This window comes from Mitsuaria sp. GD03876 (assembly GCF_029840635.1).
In the GTDB taxonomy this organism is placed as follows: Bacteria; Pseudomonadota; Gammaproteobacteria; order Burkholderiales; family Burkholderiaceae_C; genus Roseateles.
Window position 1 is genome coordinate 1 of sequence record NZ_JAOCCU010000007.1, and the last position, 14209, is coordinate 14209.

15 protein-coding genes are annotated in these 14209 nt (G+C 70.4%); 11 read left to right on the forward strand and 4 right to left on the reverse strand.

Features of this window, described 5'->3' with window-relative positions:
- Positions 1-3256 (reverse strand): CheR family methyltransferase (locus N5D62_RS06135; RefSeq protein WP_347881805.1); only part of this gene is annotated, 3256 nt, incomplete at its 3' end.
- Between the two features lie 126 nt (positions 3257-3382).
- On the opposite strand from N5D62_RS06135, the gene dmeF reads away from it, so the two are divergent.
- From dmeF to N5D62_RS06150, 3 genes are all read left to right on the forward strand, one after another.
- Positions 3383-4390: a CDF family Co(II)/Ni(II) efflux transporter DmeF gene (gene dmeF, locus N5D62_RS06140; protein ID WP_279756773.1), complete on the forward strand. Its 1008-nt coding sequence runs from the start codon at positions 3383-3385 to the stop codon at positions 4388-4390.
- Positions 4391-4445: 55 nt separating this feature from the next.
- Positions 4446-4586: a hypothetical protein gene (locus N5D62_RS06145; protein WP_279756774.1), complete on the forward strand. Its 141-nt coding sequence runs from the start codon at positions 4446-4448 to the stop codon at positions 4584-4586.
- Between the two features lie 232 nt (positions 4587-4818).
- Entirely contained in the window at positions 4819-5049 is a 231-nt protein-coding gene (locus tag N5D62_RS06150; protein WP_279756775.1) for a hypothetical protein, read from the forward strand.
- Here N5D62_RS06150 and N5D62_RS06155 read toward each other — a convergent pair.
- On the reverse strand, positions 5025-5246 hold the full coding sequence (locus tag N5D62_RS06155) for a hypothetical protein (protein ID WP_279756776.1): 222 nt from the start codon (positions 5244-5246) through the stop codon (positions 5025-5027). The two genes, N5D62_RS06150 and N5D62_RS06155, sit on opposite strands and share 25 nt — an antisense overlap.
- Here N5D62_RS06155 and N5D62_RS06160 point away from each other — a divergent pair.
- The 5 genes from N5D62_RS06160 to N5D62_RS06180 all read left to right on the forward strand — a co-directional run bounded on the left by N5D62_RS06160 (position 5241) and on the right by N5D62_RS06180 (position 8175).
- A complete protein-coding gene (locus N5D62_RS06160) occupies positions 5241-5489 on the forward strand; it encodes a hypothetical protein (protein ID WP_279756777.1) in 249 nt (82 codons plus the stop codon). The two genes, N5D62_RS06155 and N5D62_RS06160, sit on opposite strands and share 6 nt — an antisense overlap.
- Before the next feature lie 20 nt (positions 5490-5509).
- A complete protein-coding gene (locus N5D62_RS06165; protein WP_279756778.1) occupies positions 5510-5866 on the forward strand; it encodes a hypothetical protein in 357 nt (118 codons plus the stop codon).
- Between the two features lie 76 nt (positions 5867-5942).
- Positions 5943-6476 (forward strand): cell division protein FtsI, encoded by a 534-nt coding sequence (locus tag N5D62_RS06170; RefSeq protein WP_279756779.1) that lies wholly within the window; start codon positions 5943-5945, stop codon positions 6474-6476.
- A gap of 13 nt (positions 6477-6489) precedes the next feature.
- Positions 6490-7239: a flagellar basal body L-ring protein FlgH gene (locus N5D62_RS06175; RefSeq protein WP_279756780.1), complete on the forward strand. Its 750-nt coding sequence runs from the start codon at positions 6490-6492 to the stop codon at positions 7237-7239.
- A 168-nt stretch (positions 7240-7407) separates the two neighbouring features.
- Complete coding sequence (locus N5D62_RS06180) at positions 7408-8175, forward strand: hypothetical protein (protein WP_279756781.1); 768 nt, start codon at positions 7408-7410, stop codon at positions 8173-8175.
- An 81-nt stretch (positions 8176-8256) separates the two neighbouring features.
- On the opposite strand, the gene N5D62_RS06185 is transcribed toward N5D62_RS06180, so the two are convergent.
- The gene (locus tag N5D62_RS06185) at positions 8257-8802 is read right to left on the reverse strand and encodes a cysteine hydrolase family protein (protein WP_279756782.1); all 546 of its coding nucleotides are present in this window, start codon (positions 8800-8802) and stop codon (positions 8257-8259) included.
- A 260-nt stretch (positions 8803-9062) separates the two neighbouring features.
- Between N5D62_RS06185 and N5D62_RS06190 the strand changes: the two genes are divergently transcribed.
- The 3 genes from N5D62_RS06190 to N5D62_RS06200 all read left to right on the forward strand — a co-directional run bounded on the left by N5D62_RS06190 (position 9063) and on the right by N5D62_RS06200 (position 11214).
- Positions 9063-10385, forward strand: coding sequence for an epoxide hydrolase (locus tag N5D62_RS06190; protein ID WP_279756783.1), 1323 nt, complete (start codon positions 9063-9065; stop codon positions 10383-10385).
- A 209-nt stretch (positions 10386-10594) separates the two neighbouring features.
- Positions 10595-10777 (forward strand): type II toxin-antitoxin system HicA family toxin, encoded by a 183-nt coding sequence (locus N5D62_RS06195; RefSeq protein ID WP_279756784.1) that lies wholly within the window; start codon positions 10595-10597, stop codon positions 10775-10777.
- 11 nt (positions 10778-10788) lie between these two features.
- Positions 10789-11214, forward strand: a complete 426-nt coding sequence (locus N5D62_RS06200; RefSeq protein ID WP_279756892.1) for a type II toxin-antitoxin system HicB family antitoxin — start codon at positions 10789-10791, stop codon at positions 11212-11214.
- A gap of 19 nt (positions 11215-11233) precedes the next feature.
- Here N5D62_RS06200 and N5D62_RS06205 read toward each other — a convergent pair whose 3' ends face one another.
- Complete coding sequence (locus N5D62_RS06205; RefSeq protein ID WP_279756785.1) at positions 11234-14209, reverse strand: TonB-dependent receptor; 2976 nt, start codon at positions 14207-14209, stop codon at positions 11234-11236.

Below are 14209 nucleotides of genomic sequence, written 5' to 3' on the forward strand. Positions count from 1 at the left end.
CCGTCAGCCGCGTGCCGCGGCCTTCGCCGTCGCTGTGGGCGGTCACCGTGCCGCCGTGCGCCAGCACCAGGTGGCGCACGATCGACAGGCCCAGGCCGAGGCCGCCGTACTCGCGGGTGCGGCTGATGTCGGCCTGCGTGAAGCGGTCGAACAGGCGCGGCAGCATCTCCACCGTCACGCCGATGCCGGTGTCGACGACGGCCAGTTCCACCGTCGGCCCGATCCGGCTGAGCGACACGGTGATCCGGCCGCCTCGCGGCGTGAACTTCAGCGCGTTGCCGACCAGGTTCGCGACGATCTGCTGCATGCGCCGCGCGTCGCCCTGGATGCGGTGTGGCTGCTGCAGCCCGGTGCCCGACAGCGTCAGGCCCTTGCCCTCGGCGGTCGGCTGCAGGCCCTCGACGACCGTGCGCACGCAGCTGGCCAGGTCGATCGGGCGGGTCTCGAGCGTCAGGTGGCCCGAGGCGATGCGGGACACGTCCAGCAGGTCGTCGATCAGCTGCGCCTGCGCCTGGCAGTGCTTGAGGATGGTGCCGATCGCGCGCGTCGCGGTCGCGTCGGCGAGCGCACCGCGTTCCTGCGCCTGTTTCAACACCGAGGCCCAGCCCGAGATCACGTTCAGCGGCGCGCGCAGCTCGTGCGAGACCATGCCGAGGAAGTCGTCCTTGGCGGTGTTGGCGCGTTCGGCGTCGTCGCGGGCATGCTGGGCGGAGTCCAGCGCGCCGCGGAGTTCATGGATGTCCTGGAAGGCGATCACCGCGCCGTCGATGCGGTCGTCGGCGGTGCGGTAGGCCCGCACATTGATCAGCCACCAGCGGCCCTCGCTGTCCTGGTGCTCGTGCTCGACCGCGGACAGGCCTTGCACGGCGGCCTGGACCAGCTGTTCCAGGTGGCCGATCGCGAAACGCGCGCTGACCTGCCCGACCGGCTGGCCGATCGCCTGGCCCACCGCCTCCGGCGCCAGTCCGAACAGCAGCGCCGCCTGCGGCGACGCGTGCCGCAGCCGCAGCTGGCGGTCCAGCAGCACCACCGGCAGCGGGATGCCCTCGACCAGGTTGCTGAGGTCGTCGTTGGCCTGGTCGAGCTCGTCGTTGCGCGACTTGAGCTCCTCGTTCAGCGAGATCAGCTCCTGGTTGGCCGACTCGAGTTCCTGCTTGGCGCTTTGCAGCTCCTCGTTGGCGCTCTGCAGTTCCTCGTTGGTGCTGAGCATCTCCTCGTTGGCGGTGCGCAGTTCCTCGTTGGCCGACTCGAACTCGATCACCAGCGTGCGCAGCTGCGACTGGGTCGCCTCGAGTTCGTCGGACAGCGTCGTCACGGTGCGCTCGAGCTCGTCGACCCGCGCGCGGGCGCCACCTGGCGAGAACGGCGGCGTCGACATCGAGGCCGGCGTGTCGGCCGCGGCGTCCTCGGGCTGCGGCGCGAGCGTGACCAGGTAGTGGCGCAGCGCCTCGCCCGTTTCCAGCGGCAGGATCTCCAGCGCGTAGCGTCGGTCGTTGAAGGCCACGCGTTCGCGGCGCACCGGTTGCGCGGTGCGCTTGGCCTCGATCAGCGCGGTGCGCACCGGCACGTTGAGCTCGGCATGCAGCAGCCGCGGCAGCGCCAGCGTGGCCTCGCCGCTGGCCGGCGCGATGAAGGCGGCGACGTCGCCGCGGAACTGCACCACGTCGCCGTTCTCGTTGACGACGAACCCCGGCGGCACGTAGCGCGCCAGCGCGACGCGGTTGGCCGCCTCGCTGACGAGGTCGGGCGGGGGCGGCTGCGTGGCGCGCGGCGCGTCGCCGTCGCTGACCCAGGGGCGCAGCGCGTCGATCGGGAACAGCGGCCGCTGCCGGCGCGAGTTCGGCAGCTTGCGGTACAGGTGCGGCGCGCCGGCGTGCTCGAAGCCGTCGGCGACCGAGGCCGCCTCGGCGCGGCCCAGCAGCATGAAGCCGTCGTTGCGGCAGGCGTAGTGGAGCACCTCGAAGACGTGCTGCTGCGCTTCCTTGCGCAGGTAGATCAGCATGTTGCGGCAGCTGATCAGCCCCATGCCGGAGAACGGCGCGTGGGTGAGCAGGTTGTGCCGCGCGAACACGCACATCTCGCGCAGGTCCTTGGCGACGAGGTAGCCGCCGGAGCTGGGCAGGAAGGCGGAGTCGCGGAACGACTGCGGCACGTTCTCCAGCGCCGCGGCGCTGTAGCGGCCGGCGCGCGCGGTCTCGATCGAAGCCTCGTTGATGTCGGTGCCGAAGATCTGCACGCGGCGGTCGATGCCGTCGGCGTTCATCGCCTCCTTGAGCAGCATCGCGATGGTGTAGACCTCCTCGCCGGTCGAGCAGGCGGGCACCCAGATCCGGATCGGGTCGTGGCGCAGCGCCAGCAGCTTGGGCAGCACGACCTGGCGCAGCACGTTGACGAACTCCGCGTCGCGGAAGAACGCGGTCACGCCGATCAGCACGTCGTCGCGCAGCGCGGCGGCCTCGTAGGGATCGGCGCGCAGGAACTGCAGGTAGGCGGCGACGTCGCGGTCCTTCTGCAGCAGCACGCGGCGCAGGAAGCGCCGGCGCAGGTTGACGTCCTTGACGTAGCCCAGGTTCACACCGGCCTTCTGCTGCACGATGGTCAGCGCGGTCTCCAGCGCGTCGACGTCCTGCGTGCCGCCGTGCGCGCCGGCCAGGCCCGCCTCGCCATGCGGCTGGCCGAAGCGGCGCACCAGCGCCGGGGCGATCTCCTCGGGCGGCAGCACGTCGTCGACGAGGCCGGTGTTGATCGCCGCGACCGGCATGCCGTCGTGCGCGGCGGTGTGCGGGGCCTGCGCGATCGCCAGGCCGCCGGCGGCCTTCAGGTCGATCAGGCCGGCCGCGCCGTCCTCGCCGGTGCCCGACAGGATCACGGCGGCCGCGTCGACGTCCGGGTCCTGCGCCATCGACGCCAGGCAGGCGTCGATCGGCAGGTGCAGCCCGGGCTGGCGGCGCGTCAGCCGGAAGTGGCCGTCCAGCGCGATGACGCCGGCGTTCTCCGGCAGCACGTAGACGCGGTCGTGCTGGATCTTGACCAGGTGTTCGAGGCGTTCCACCGGCAGCGCGGTGCGGTCCTGCAGGACCTCGGGGAGGTGGCTTTCCTCGTTGGGATCGAGGTGGGTGATCACCAGGACCGCGAAGCCCGCTTGGTGCGGTAGCGCACCGAGCACGGTGCCGAGCACGTCGAGGCTGCCGGCGGAGCCGCCGAGCACCACCACCCGCAAGGGCTGCCGCTCTTCAATGTCCACCCGGGATCCCATGTGCTTTTGTCTGTGCGGCGGAGTCTAACGTGGCGGGATGACCGGTCCTGGGCAGGGACTCTGCCGATGCGCCGGCGCGCCAGGGGGATACTGCGCCGCCTCCGACTTCCCGCGCGCCGCATCGCCATGGCTTCCTCGCTTTCCGCCTCCCCCTGGCAGCACACCCATGTCTTCGACGAAGGCAACCCGCTCGCGGCGCGCAACACGCGCTGGGCGGTGCTGCTGACGGTGGCGATGATGGTGGCCGAGATCGCCGGCGGGTATGTCTTCAACTCGATGGCGCTGCTGGCCGACGGCTGGCACATGAGTTCCCACGCCGTGGCGCTGGGCGTGTCGCTGCTGGCCTATGCCGCGGCGCGGCGGTGGGCGAAGGATGGACGCTTCGCGTTCGGCACCTGGAAGATCGAGATCCTGGGCGGCTACAGCAGCGCGCTGCTGCTGATCGGCGTCGCGGGGCTGATGCTGTGGCAGTCGGTCGAGCGGCTGATCGCGCCCACGCCGATCCACTACGACCAGGCGATCGCCGTGGCGGCGCTGGGGCTCGCGGTCAACCTGGCCTGCGCCTGGCTGCTGCGCGGCGACCACCATCACGGCCACGGCCACGGCCACGGCCACGGCCACGGGCACGGGCATGGCGGCCACGAGCACGGCGACGGCCACGCGCACGACCACGGCGATCACGCCCATGGGCATGACGACCTCAACCTCCGCGCCGCCTACCTGCACGTGCTGGCCGATGCCGCGACCTCGGTGCTGGCGATCGTGGCGCTGCTCGGCGGCCGCTTCTGGGGCGCGGACTGGCTGGATCCGGCGATGGGCATCGCCGGCGCGGTGCTGGTGGCGGTCTGGGCGCGCGGGCTGCTGCGCGATGCGGGGCGCGTGCTGCTGGACGCGGAGATGGACGCGCCGGTCGTCGACGAGATCCGCGAGGTCGTCGCCGCCGCGCCGTGGCCGGCGGCGATCGCCGACCTGCATGTGTGGCGCGTCGGCCGGGCGCAGTACGCCTGCATCGTCTCGCTGGTGACCGACAGCCCCGACGCGCGGCCCGACGACGTCCGCCGGCTGCTGGCGGTCCACGAGGAACTTGTTCACGTCACCGTCGAGATCAACCGTCCCGAGCGCGCGACTGTCTGATCGGCGCCGCGCGGCTCGCCGGTGAGGTACCGGCGGGCCTCCACAATCGCGGCCCATGAAAACCAACTACCTCCTCGCCGCCATCCTGGTCAGCAGCCTGGTCGGCGCCTTCGTGGCCAACCGTTCGATGAAGACCGCGTGCGCCGTCGCCTCCGGCGCGATCGCGCTCTATGCGCTGTTGCGCCAGGTGATCTGAAGCGGCGTCGGGGCGCGTCGCGCCCGGCGGAAGTGGTGGATCTGATGGTGGATCTGATCGATCTGATGGAATCGCCGCCGGTCTTCACGCCGCCCTGATTCGCGCCTCGCCGCTTGGCCGCTGATCGCTGCCTTTCGTCCTTCCCCCTCCGGCATCCCCCCATCTCCACCCTATGGTGGGATGGCACTTGCACAGGCCCCCCTTGATAGTGAGGGTTCGTCAGGAGAGGACCATGCGACAACGCTTCGCGCCCCCCGGGGGAGACCCCAGCCACCCGTTCAGCTCGGCCATGCAGCACATCCTGCGGCAGACCGAGTTGCTGCTGCAGCGGCGCATCCCGTTCAGCCCGTCGGGCTGGCCGATCGAGGAGCCGCCCGCGCTGGAGGGACTCGAGGTCACCGAGTCCACCTGGGACGAGTGGACCGAGGCCATGGCCCATCAGAGCCGGTCGCCCGCACGCTGATCGCCCGGACGCGGCCGCGGGCCGCGGAACTTGAATCCGAAATGCGGCGCGGGCGCCGCCCAGATTCCCCGCTCGGTGACGCAGTTCACCGAGTTCCCGACGACCGCTGAGATCGTCGCGCTCATCACGGCATGCGGACCGGCGGCCGCGGCGAAGAATCCGTTCACCCCAATGAACGAGAGCGCTTCGCCATGCAAGTCAAGTCCTCCGCTTCCCCGTCGCCGGCGGTCCACGCCGGCGCCCCGGCCTCGGCCAGTGCCGCCAAGGGCGCCAAGAACGGCGCGCCCGATTTCTCCAAGATCCTGAACGACGCCAAGGCCGGCGCGCCGGCTTCCGCCGCGACCGCGCCGATGGCCTCGCCACCGGCCGCCGCGACCAGTCCGGCCGCCGCGCCCGGCGCGCTGACGCTGGACACGGCCTCGCTGGCCGCCCGCGCCTGAATCGCCGCCGGGAGTCCGTCTTGAGCAGCGTGCCCTTCCTGTCCGGCCTGGCCAATCTCGCCAGCGCGCTCGACGGCGGTTCGGCCGAGGGTGGCCGCGCCGCGTCGACCCGCCTGTCGTCGGGAGCCTCCCGCGGCGGCGGCGGCGCGGCCGGCCTGACGCTCGGGCCGGTGCTCGGCGTGACGGCCACGATCAGCGCCAAGGGCTTGCAAGCCCTGGCCGGCGATGCCGCGCACGCGGTCGGGACGGTGGTCGACACCGCCACCGACGTCGTCGGCGACACCGTCGGCGTGGTGGGCCACGTGGTCGGCAATGTCGTCGGCTACGGCGTGATGGCCGCGCTGGGCGGCGGCGCCGTGCTCGACGAGCTGGTGTGAGGGCGCGATGACGACATCCTCCTGCCGTTCCCGCCGCCGGTCCCGGCTCGCGCCGAGGCCGGGCGCGCGGGCCGCGTTGCTCGCACTGCTCGCGGTGGCTGCGCTGGGCGGTCTCGGCGGCTGCAGCGTCCTGAGCCCGATCCCCGCCTGGGAGCTGGTCAAGAGCGCGGGCACCGCGACCTCGACCGCGCTGGCCACGACGGCACCGGCCAAGGCCAGCAACACCGTGCATCACGGCGACGCGCCGGTGCGCGTCGTGTGCATCGAGTTCAACCGCAACGCGCCGCTGGAGGACCTGGTCCCCGCGCTGCAGGCGGAGCTCAAGGGGCAGGGCGTGGACAGCCGGGTGTACGAGCCCGGCACCGGCCTGCAGCAATGCGGCGTGTGGCTGCGCTACGTCGCGACGATCGAATGGGGCGTGCCGCCGATGGCGAGCAACTACCGCGCCAACCTCAGCGCCGCGGCGCTGAGCCTGCACCGGGCCGACGGGACGCTGCTGTCCAGCAGCAGCTACGTCGCCGAGGAGAACTTCGGCCTGGCCCGCTGGGCCGGGACCCGCAACAAGATCGCGCCGGTCGTGAAGGCGCTGATCACCGGTTTCCAGAGCTAGGGAGGGAGATGTGATGCCGACGAACGACTTGCCGCGCGCGTCCGACAGGGCCGCGCGCGCGACCGGCGCCATGAAGCAGGCGACGGCGCTGGCGCCGATGCTGGCGATGGCCGCGGCGATGCTGGGCGGCTGCTCGAGCGCGCCGCCCACGGTGCCCGGGCCGATGCTGGTCGCGCCGCCGCAGGCGCCGATGTACATCGAGCGGCCCAACAACGGCGCGATCTACCAGCCCGGCATGGCGCCGACCTCGCTGTTCTCGGGCGAGAAGCGTCCCAGCGCGATCGGCGACACGCTCAAGGTCGACATCCAGGAGACGCTCAAGGCCACGCAGAAGCAGACCACCGACACCGCGCGCGACAACAAGCTGGCGGTGCGCGGACCGGGCGGCAAGAGCAACATCGGCGCGGTGGAGCGGCTGCTCAACATCGACGCGACGGCCTCGGGCAGCGACTCGTTCAAGGGCTCGGGCACGACCGAGACGGACAACAGCTTCGTCACGCAGGTGGCGGTGAGCGTGATCAACGTGTTGCCCAACGGCAACCTGCTGGTGGCCGGGGAGCGCAACGTGGGCCTGAACAAGGGCGTGAACACGCTGCGCTTCTCGGGGATCGTCAACCCGCGCGACATCCGCCCCGGGAATGTCGTGGCCTCACGCGATGTCGTGAACGCGAGCCTGGAGAGCGTCGCGCAGGGGGATGTGTCGGAGGCCTCCTCGCGCAGCTGGCTGCAGCGCGTGCTGGCCCGGAGCCTGTCGATCTGGTGATCGACGCGCGGTCAAGCCGCAAACCGGACCGACGCCACCGGGCTTATCGACCGATCGGCGCGCGCGGTCCGCTTCTATAACCCACGATTCGCCGTCCTGGCATTCGCGAAGTTCCGTGCGTGGTGCGGAGGGCGGAGCCTTGTCCGGCGGACTTCATCCAGAACGAGCATGAGCACGAGAGGGACACGAGCGCCGCACAGCGGCGGGCCGGAAACGGCGAGCGACGACTGGCTGGCCGATGGCCAGGTCCGGACGTATCGCCGCGGCCAGAAGATCATCGAGGCCGGCACCCCGCTGGCCGAGTGGATCGCCATCAGCGGCGGGGCGGCCTACCTGGCGGCCAAGGTCGCGGCGGACACGCGCGTGGCGGTGGCCGCGCTGTGGCTGGGCGACGTGATCGGGGCGGATTCGCCGCTGGGCAAGCTGGCGGCGCGCTACGACGTGACGGCGCTGGTGGACGTCACGACGATCCACATCCCGCTGCCGCGGATGAAGGACCCGCATGCGCCGCTGCGCGACGCGGCGACCGGCGAGCTGTACGCGGCGACCGCGTCGCGGCTGCAGGACCAGATCACGATGCGGCTGGCCGGCAACGGCTTCCAGCGCCTGGTGAGCGTGCTGGCGACGCTGGCGACGGCGCTGAGCAGCACGCCGCGGCCGGGCACGCTGGGCAACAGCCTGGCGCTACCGGTGTCGCAGGCGAGCATCGGGCAGTTGTCGGGGCTGTCGCGCCGGCAGACCTGGATCTACCTGGGCCAGCTGGCCGAGCGCGGCTGGAGCCGGACCTCGCGCACGAAGGTCACGCTCGAGGGCCTGAACGCGTGGCTGAGCCTGATGGGCGAGGTCGAGGCGCGCGGGCTCGAGTGCATCGCAACGGTGGAGCAGTGCGATGCGACCTTGTCGCGGCTGGCCAGTGGACGCGCCGGCTTGAAGTGATGTCCCCGCGGCCCTCCGTGCCGGCGATGCGCGGGCACGGATCGCCGCGAGGCCCGCGCCGTCGCGCGCGGGCTGCCTGGGTCAGGCCGCGCCGAGGCGGATGTCGGCCGCCTTCGCCGCGCTCATCGCCGGGCCGAAGCTGGTGAGGTTGCGCAGGATCAGCGTGTGGTGCTCGATGATCTGCGGCGCCGTGAGGTCGCCGTTGGCGATCGTCGTGTGGCCGTCCTCGACCAGCGTCACGCCGTAGCCGGCGCTCAGCGCGCGGCGGGTCGTCGTGTCGACGCAGAAATCGCTCTGCGCGCCGCACACGACCAGATGGTCGACGCCCAGGCCCTTCAGCACCGCGTCCAGGTCCGTCTTGTGGAACGAGTCCGGTGAGGTCTTGAACACGCGCCGGTCGTCGGCGTGCGCCTGCAGCCGGTCGTCGAGCTGCCAGCCCTCGCCGCCGCGGCGCAGCGGCTCCCAGCCATCCTCCTCGTGCTGCACGAACACGACCGGCGTGCCGGTCTCGCGCGCCCGCGCGATCAGCTCGTTGACGCGGCCGATCACGGCGTCGACGTCGTGGCAGGCGTATTCGCCGGTGCACAGCGCGCGTTGGAGATCGATGATCAGCAGGGCAGTGGTCATGGGGCGAGGTCGTGGTTGACGGGGAAGCGGCCAGCATACGGCCGGCATCTGACGCGGCCGTTCGTCATCGCGGGTCCTCGCGGGTCATCGCGACGGGACGGCCGCGCGGGACCGAAGCGTATGCCTGTGTATCCGGGGCGGGTCCGCACACAGGAGTCGACCAATCGACGGGGTCGATGACATCCCGTGGATACGCCAGGCCGATGGAATGCGTTCCGTGCCGAATCCCGGCTCGCTCGAACCCACTTCCACAGCGCCCCATGAAAGCCAAGCACCACCTCCTGGCCGCCACCGCCGCCGCCATCGCCAGCACCTTCAGCCTGATCCTGATCCCGCTGCCGGGCCATGCGCAGACGCCCGCCGCGAGCGCCTCGTCCGCCGTCCAGCTCGACGGCGCCGAGGACACCGCGATCCGCCCCTTCACCGCCGCGATCCCGCAAGCCGCGATCGACGACCTGCGCCAGCGCATCGCCGCGACGCGTTTCCCCGACCGCGAGACGGTCGGCGACCGCTCGCAGGGCGTGCAGCTCGACGGCTTCCAGTCGCTGGTCCGCTACTGGGGAACGGACTACGACTGGCGCAAGGCGGAAGCGACGCTCAACGCCTACCCGCAGTTCGTGACCCGCATCGACGGGCTGGACATCCACTTCATCCACGTGCGCTCGAAGCATCCCGGCGCGCTGCCGTTGATCGTCACGCACGGCTGGCCGGGCTCGGTCTTCGAGCAGCTCAAGATCATCGATCCGCTGGCCAATCCGACGGCCCACGGCGGCCGCGCCGAGGACGCCTTCGACCTCGTCATCCCGTCGATGCCCGGCTACGGGTTCTCCGGCAAGCCGACCGGCACCGGCTGGGGCCCGGAGCGCATGGCCCGTGCCTGGGACGTGCTGATGAAGCGCCTGGGCTACACGCGCTACGTGTCGCAGGGCGGGGACTGGGGATCGGTCGTCGCGCAGGCGCAAGGCCGGCTGGCACCGCAGGGGTTGGTGGGCATCCACGTGAACATGCCGGCCACGGTGCCGTCGGACATCGCCGCCGCGCTGAAGGCCGGCAAGCCCGCGCCGGCGGGTCTCTCCGCGAAGGAGAAGGCCGCCTACGAATCGATGAACCGCCTGTACACGCGCGGCGGGGGCTACGCCGGGATGATGGTCACGCGGCCGCAGACGCTGGGCTACAGCCTGTCGGACTCGCCGTCGGGCCAGGCCGCGTGGATCTACGACAAGTTCGCCGACTGGACCTACAGCGGCGGCGTGCCGGAACGTTCGCTGTCCCGGGACGAGATGCTGGACGACATCTCGCTGTATTGGCTGACCAACACGGGAACGTCGGGCTCGCAGCTCTACTGGGAGAACAACACCAACAACTTCAACGTCGTCGAGCAGCGGACCCGCGAGATCAAGGTGCCGGTGGCGGTGACGGTGTTCCCGGGCGAGATCTACCAGGCGCCCCACTCGTGGGCGAAGAAGGCCTACCCGACGCTGAGCTACTTCCACGAGGTCGACAAGGGCGGCCACTTCGCCGCCTGGGAAGAGCCGGAACTCTTCGCGCGGGAACTGCGCGCGGCGTTCAAGCCGCTGCGTTGATGTGTGATCCGGTGGCGGAGTCGAGTCATTGCGAAGATAAACATTTTTGTTTAATCTCGCTTGGCGTCTCGTGACCGATCGATGGAGATTCCTTCCCCGGAACTGACAGACGCCCCCACGATGGGGGCGTCGGCGTTTTGAAGAGGGATGGATCGCCACAAGCGCTTGGGTTCTCGCCAGACTTCATGCCTCCCGATGCGAGGCACTTCATGAAGGCGAGCGAGTTCAAGCGATGGTTGCAGGCGCAAGGCGCGACGTTCGTCGAGGGAGGCCGGCACACCAAGGTGTTCCTGAACGGATACCAGTCCGTGATTCCCCGCCATCCGTCGAAGGAGATGAGAGAAGGCCTGCGGATGGCGATCCTTTCGCACCTTCGGATTCCACGAAAGTGAGCCAGTCAATGCTGCTGCGATATCCAGCTCGAATCACGCCGGACGAGGACGGATTCCTCGTGGTGTTTCCGGACATTCCCGAGGCGGTCACCGGGGGCGACACCCTGGAGGATGCCCTGGAGATGGCGGCGGACGCCCTGGCGACCGCCATGGATTTCTACTTCGAGGACAAGCGTCCTGTTCCCGAGCCCTCCCGGCTGAAGCGTGGCCAGGTGCTGATCGACCTGCCACCGAGCATCGGCGCGAAGGTCCTGTTGCTGAACGAGATGTTGGCGCAAGGCACGCGCAACGCCGATCTCGCGCGCCTCATGAACGTCCGGCCGCAAGAGATCAATCGGCTGACCACGCTGAAGCACCCGACCAAGATCGACACGATCGCGGTCGCATTGAAGGCATTGGGGAAGCGGCTCGAACTGAGCCTCGCGGACGCTTGTTGAGGCCCGAGGCGTTCGCGCCTCAGAACTTGTAGTTCACCACCACCCGCAGCGCCCGGTTGTCTCCCCGGGCGCTGTTGGGCTTGTCGAGGTTGAGGTTGTCGCCGCCCAGGCGGTTGGCCGGCGCGCCGGCCGCCGGGGCGTTGCCGATCCAGTCGTCGAAGCCGTTGTAGTTGTCGGCGCCGAACACGTTCAGCACGTCCAGCCGCAACCCGACCTCCTGCTGACCCCACTTGAAGCGCTTGCCCACGCTGATGTCCACCTGCCGGTAGCTCGGCGATTCGCCCTCTTGCAGGAAGCACTGCGGCGTGCCGCCGAGGCAGTTCGTCAGGCGCCGCGGAAAGCCGCTCGCGTACGTGCCCTTGGCCGAGAACGTCAGCCCCCACGGCAGCAGCTTGTCCGTCATGAAGGCGCCCACCAGCCGGTGCCGGTCCACCAGCGTGCTCGGGTTCCAGCCGCGGCCCGCGCGGCCGTAGGTCCAGTCGAAGGTGTCGTTGCTCCACTGCAGGTTGGTGGTCTTGGCGTCGCTGTAGGTGTAGGCCAGCGTCGCCGTCCAGCCGGAACTCGCCGTGTACGGCTTCTCCGCCTTCACGAAGATCGAATCGGTCCGCGTCCGGCCGATCGAATCGCCCAGCACCAGTTGCCCGTAGCCGTTCGGCCCTCCCCACAGCGGATCGATGCCCGACTGCTGCGCGAATCCGCCATTGGCGTCGCGGTTGCCGCTGAACCAGACGAACTGGTTCTTCGCCTCGATCCGGCTGATCGCGATCTCGCCGTTCCAGCTCGGCGTCAGCGCCTGGCGCAGCCCCAGGCTGAACTGGTCCGCGTAGGGCATCTTGAGATCGTTGCGGATCAGCCAGATCTCGCCGGCGGCGGCCTGGTTCTTCTGCAACTCGTCGAGCGCGTGGTTGGCCATCGTGCGGTCGTAGCTGCGGCCGTAGCCGCCGAAGACCACCGACTTGCGGTCGCCGAAGACGTCGTAGGAGAACCCGACCCGCGGCGCGAAGGCGTTCTTGAACGCCCGGCGGGAATTGCCGTCGCTGATGTATTGCGAGATGTCGATGCCGCCCTTGGCCAGCGACTGCGCGTAGGTCTGTCCCGGCGGCGGCGTGAGGCCGTAGCGCGCCACGTCCGGCGCCATCAACGCCGCGATCCGGTCGGCCGGCGTCGCGTAGCCGTTGTTGAGCATGTTGTCCTCGTAGTCCCAGCGGATGCCGAGGTTGAGCTCCAGCTTCTCGGTGACGCTCCAGTCGTCTTGCAGGTACAGCCCCCACTGCTTGTTCTTGAAGTTCGCCACCGCCGGCGCCGCCGCGCGCGTGATCCGGCACTGGTCACTGGAGGTGCCGTTGTTGGACACCGTCGTGCCGGTGCAGTTCGCGCCGTCCCAGTAGGGCAGGCCGGTCGTCGTGTCGATCAGCGTCTCGACCCGGTCGACCGAGTTGGCCGTGCCGCTCAGGTCGTAGCGCATGTCCTTGAGCTTCACGCCGCCCTTGATCACGTGGTCGTCGAGGCCGGTGAAGGTCAGTTCCTCCGAGAAGAAGGTGCCGCGCTGCTGGCGCCGTTGCGCGTCGGGCGAGCCGCCGTCCAGGATCACGTCCTGCGACGTCGTCAGCACCTGCGGCGACGCGGTCGAGACCTTGTAGCGGACCAGCGGCGAGTCCGCCGCCGAGCGCGGATTCCAGACGTAGTCCTCGTAGCCGACGCGCGCCTCGCTGAGCCAGTCGCCACGCGACCACTCGTGCTTCAGGTCGACGCGCGTCTCGTCGTTGCGGCGCTCCTTGTCGTTGCCGGGCAGCGAGAGGTTGCGGTCCTCGGCGATGCGGTCGGTCTCGCGGCGCAGCCGCGCGCTCAGCGTCAGCCGGTGCTCGTCGTTGAGCTGCGCGTCGAGCTTGCCGAACAGCAGGTCCTCGTGGAACGGATCGACCTGGCTGCCTCGGCGCGCCCGCAGCCCCGGCACGATGCCGGCGTCGGGCAGCTTCTCGAAGTTCTGCCCGGCGATCTGGCGCGAGTCCTCGATCCGCTTGCCGTCGTAGGCGACGAAGAAATGCAGCTTGTCCTTGACGATCGGGCCGCCGACGCTGCCGCCGTATTCGTACTTCTCCGACGCGGGCCGCGGGATGCCCTGGCGCTCGCGCTCTTTCTCGAGCGCGTTCATGCCGCGCCAGTTGGTGCCGGTGCGGTCGGCGTAGACCTCGCCGTGGAACTCGTTGGTGCCGGACTTCGTCACCGCCGTGATCGCGGCGCTGCTGACCTGGTCGAACTCGGCCTTGTAGTTCTGCGTCAGCACCTTGTATTCGGAGATCGCCGACTGCGGGAACGGGTTGCCGCGCGAGTTGTCCTGGCCGCTCAGCCCGCCGCGCAGGATGTTGTTCTTCTGCCCGACGCCGTCGATGAACACGTTCAGGTGGTCGAAGTCCTGGGCGCCGGACTGCACCCGGCTCAGGCCGCTGGCGTCGCTGGAGAAGGCCACGCCCGGCGCGAGATCGGCCGCGCTGAGGAAGTTGCGGGTGTTCTGCGGCAGCGCTTCGATCATCCGCTGCGACACGACGGTGCCAAGCTGCGAGTCCTTGACGCCCTGGCGGATCGCGGTGCCCTCGACGGTCACCTTGCCGAGCTGGACCGCCTCGCCCTGCGCCGGCGTGGCGGACGCCGCCGGCAGGTCGAGCGCGGCGCTTTCGCCGACCGACAGCGTGAGGCGCTCGGTCTTGAGCGGCGCGCCATCGGCGCCGGCGACGCTGACGATGTACTCGCCCGGCGCCAGGCCGACCAGCGCGTAGCGGCCGTCGGCGCGCGTGGCGGTGCGGTAGCGGGCGCCGGTGGCGCTGTTGGTCGCCGTCACGGACAGGCCGCCGGCCGACATGCCGGCGGGCGCGGTGACCAAGCCGCGCACGGTCGCGCGGCTGACCTGGGCGTGGGAGGGGGACAGGGCGCCCGCGCCCAGCAGCACCGCGACCGCGATGGCGAGGGCGTGATGGGTCGCGCGGGAGGTCGCGGTCAT

Coding starts and splice junctions, on each gene's coding strand:
- dmeF (WP_279756773.1), top strand. CDS start 3,383: ATGGCTTCCTCGCTTTCCGCCTCCCCCTGGCAGCACACCCATGTCTTC.
- N5D62_RS06145 (WP_279756774.1), top strand. CDS start 4,446: ATGAAAACCAACTACCTCCTCGCCGCCATCCTGGTCAGCAGCCTGGTC.
- N5D62_RS06150 (WP_279756775.1), top strand. CDS start 4,819: ATGCGACAACGCTTCGCGCCCCCCGGGGGAGACCCCAGCCACCCGTTC.
- N5D62_RS06160 (WP_279756777.1), top strand. CDS start 5,241: ATGCAAGTCAAGTCCTCCGCTTCCCCGTCGCCGGCGGTCCACGCCGGC.
- N5D62_RS06175 (WP_279756780.1), top strand. CDS start 6,490: ATGCCGACGAACGACTTGCCGCGCGCGTCCGACAGGGCCGCGCGCGCG.
- N5D62_RS06180 (WP_279756781.1), top strand. CDS start 7,408: ATGAGCACGAGAGGGACACGAGCGCCGCACAGCGGCGGGCCGGAAACG.
- N5D62_RS06185 (WP_279756782.1), bottom strand. CDS start 8,802: ATGACCACTGCCCTGCTGATCATCGATCTCCAACGCGCGCTGTGCACC.
- N5D62_RS06190 (WP_279756783.1), top strand. CDS start 9,063: ATGAAAGCCAAGCACCACCTCCTGGCCGCCACCGCCGCCGCCATCGCC.
- N5D62_RS06195 (WP_279756784.1), top strand. CDS start 10,595: ATGAAGGCGAGCGAGTTCAAGCGATGGTTGCAGGCGCAAGGCGCGACG.
- N5D62_RS06205 (WP_279756785.1), bottom strand. CDS start 14,209: ATGACCGCGACCTCCCGCGCGACCCATCACGCCCTCGCCATCGCGGTC.